The organism is Sphingomonas sp. 35-24ZXX, assembly GCF_000786215.1.
Lineage (GTDB): Bacteria > Pseudomonadota > Alphaproteobacteria > Sphingomonadales > Sphingomonadaceae > Blastomonas.
On record NZ_JROG01000006.1, the window covers coordinates 1 to 2500 of the forward strand.

General features: G+C 53.2%; 2 tRNA genes and 1 rRNA gene (1 of these 3 cut by a window edge). All 3 read left to right on the plus strand.

From position 1 onward, the window contains the following. Window positions 1–93 precede the first annotated feature (93 nt). Window positions 94–170: transfer RNA gene (locus tag LI72_RS13045), tRNA-Ile, on the plus strand. Between the two features lie 67 nt (window positions 171–237). Beyond that, a tRNA-Ala gene (locus tag LI72_RS13050) sits at window positions 238–313 on the plus strand. Window positions 314–703: 390 nt separating this feature from the next. Next, window positions 704–2500: ribosomal RNA gene (locus LI72_RS13055) — 23S ribosomal RNA — on the plus strand; it runs 993 nt beyond the window's last position.

Below are 2500 nucleotides of genomic sequence, written 5' to 3' on the forward strand. Positions count from 1 at the left end.
AGCGAACATGTGCTTTGTGCATGTTCGAAGCAGTGGATAACGCCGCCTTTGGGCAGCCCGGGCTTGCCCGCCGAAGCCGAAAGGCCGCAGGTGGGGCCGGTAGCTCAGGTGGTTAGAGCGCACGCCTGATAAGCGTGAGGTCGTAGGTTCAACTCCTACTCGGCCCACCATATAGACGCGCCGTCGCTTCTGCCCGATGCTTTTAGTGTCATGCAGGACAAGCGGCGATCATGGTTGGGGGCCTTAGCTCAGCTGGGAGAGCACCTGCTTTGCAAGCAGGGGGTCATCGGTTCGATCCCGATAGGCTCCACCACCTTTCGAACTCCAGAGATGAAGACATGCTATTCCGGCGCGGATCTGATCCGTAGCCGGTACTGCGAGCCCCTATGTGGCTCGCTCTTTGACATTGTGAATGGGTTTTTTAATCGATGCCGTGGTTGCATCGTGCCGATCTTTAGAAGGGATCGGTCACGTATGCCAATCACATACATTCNTGSCADCGTAAGGGATGGGTCACGTATGCCAATCACATACATTCATGGGAGTGCCTTATGGGCATTTCATTATGAATATCTGGCTGAGATAAATCATCCACACCGAGCAAACCATGGCAGCAGCCGAGTGGTACGTTCGTGTGGGGTGCGGTTTTACAAGAGCCGTGCCTTGCTGGACGACCAATGTTGTCATTGGTGGTGTGGACTCTCAAGCGTGAGGTAAGAGCATTTGGTGGATGCCTTGGCATGTACAGGCGATGAAGGACGTGGCACGCTGCGATAAGCGTGGGGGAGCTGTGAGCAAGCTTTGATCCCGCGATTTCCGAATGGGGAAACCCACCCTCACCATTTCATTTCGGCGCTGGTTTCGACCAGTATCGGAGTGAGGTGGATAGGGTATCACCGAGGTGAATAAAATAGCCTTGGTGAAGCGAACCCGGAGAACTGAAACATCTCAGTACCCGGAGGAAAAGACATCAACCGAGATTCCGTTAGTAGTGGCGAGCGAACGCGGACCAGGCCAGTGCCTGGTGTTTAATTAGCAGAACCTTCTGGAAAGTAGGGCCATAGCGGGTGACAGCCCCGTATGCGAAAATGAAACATCAGGACTCGAGTAGGGCGGGACACGTGAAATCCTGTCTGAACATGGGGGGACCACCCTCCAAGCCTAAATACTCGTACATGACCGATAGCGAACAAGTACCGTGAGGGAAAGGTGAAAAGCACCCCGATGAGGGGAGTGAAACAGTACCTGAAACCGAATGCTTACAATCAGTTGGAGGGTCCTTGAGACCTGACAGCGTACCTCTTGTATAATGGGTCAGTGACTTAATCTATCAAGCAAGCTTAAGCCGTTAGGTGTAGGCGCAGCGAAAGCGAGTCTGAATAGGGCGACTGAGTTTGATGGATTAGACCCGAAACCCGGCGATCTAGGCATGACCAGGTTGAAGGTGCGGTAACACGCACTGGAGGACCGAACCGTTCAATGTTGAAAAATTGTCGGATGAGTTGTGTTTAGGGGTGAAAGGCCAATCAAGCCGGGAAATAGCTGGTTCTCCGCGAAATCTATTTAGGTAGAGCGTCGGATGTTTACCTGTGGGGGTAGAGCACTGGATGGGCTAGGGGGTCGCGAGATCTACCAAACCTAACCAAACTCCGAATACCACAGAGTTAGTCCGGCAGACAGACGGCGGGTGCTAAGGTCCGTCGTCAAAAGGGAAACAGCCCTAACCTACAGCTAAGGTCCCCAAATCGTATCTAAGTGGGAAAGCATGTGGGATTTCCAAAACAACCAGGAGGTTGGCTTAGAAGCAGCCATCCTTTAAAGAAAGCGTAACAGCTCACTGGTCTAAATAAGAGATCCTGCGGCGAAAATGTAACGGGGCTCAAGATACGTACCGAAGCTTAGGGTGTGCGCAAGCACGCGGTAGCGGAGCGTTCCGTAAGCCGTTGAAGCGGGAGGGTAACCGACCGTGGAGGTATCGGAAGTGAGAATGCTGACATGAGTAGCGATAAAGAGGGTGAGATGCCCTCTCGCCGAAATCCCAAGGGTTCCTGCTTAAAGCTAATCTGAGCAGGGTAAGCCGGCCCCTAAGACGAGCCCGAAGGGGGTAGTCGATGGGAACCACGTTAATATTCGTGGGCCTGGAGGTGTGTGACGGATGGCGTAAGTTGTCAGGCCTTATTGGATTGGTCTGGCTTCGAAGTTGTCCCAGGAAATAGCCCCTCCGTATAGACCGTACCCTAAACCGACACAGGTGGGATGGTAGAGTATACCAAGGCGCTTGAGAGAAGTGTACTGAAGGAACTCGGCAAATTACCTCCGTAACTTCGGGAGAAGGAGGCCCTGTATGCGGGCAACCGTGTTCAGGGGGCACAAGCCAGGGGGTAGCGACTGTTTAGCAAAAACACAGGACTCTGCTAAGTCGGCTTCAAGACGACGTATAGGGTCTGACGCCTGCCCGGTGCTGGAAGGTTAAGAGGAGGAGTGCAAGCTCTGAATTGAA